Genomic DNA, 455 nt, shown 5'->3' on the forward strand with positions numbered 1-455 from the left:
ACGACTTCACCCTAATCATCTGTCCCACCTTAGACGGCTGACTCCCGAAGGTTATCTCACCGGCTTTGGGTGTTACAAACTCTCATGGTGTGACGGGCGGTGTGTACAAGGCCCGGGAACGTATTCACCGCGGCATGCTGATCCGCGATTACTAGCGATTCCAACTTCATGTAGGCGAGTTGCAGCCTACAATCCGAACTGAGAACGGCTTTAAGAGATTAGCTTAGCCTCACGACTTCGCAACTCGTTGTACCGTCCATTGTAGCACGTGTGTAGCCCAGGTCATAAGGGGCATGATGATTTGACGTCATCCCCACCTTCCTCCGGTTTGTCACCGGCAGTCTCACCAGAGTGCCCAACTTAATGCTGGCAACTGATAATAAGGGTTGCGCTCGTTGCGGGACTTAACCCAACATCTCACGACACGAGCTGACGACAACCATGCACCACCTGTA

Annotated in this window: 1 rRNA gene (running past one end of the window); it reads right to left on the reverse strand. The window is 52.7% G+C overall.

Annotated features, from left to right (window positions below):
• Positions 1 to 455, reverse strand: a 16S ribosomal RNA gene (locus FAY32_RS14170); its annotated part reaches 197 nt to the left of the window's first position; the annotation flags it as partial.

Source organism: Levilactobacillus enshiensis (assembly GCF_007115095.1).
Lineage (GTDB): Bacteria > Bacillota > Bacilli > Lactobacillales > Lactobacillaceae > Levilactobacillus > Levilactobacillus enshiensis.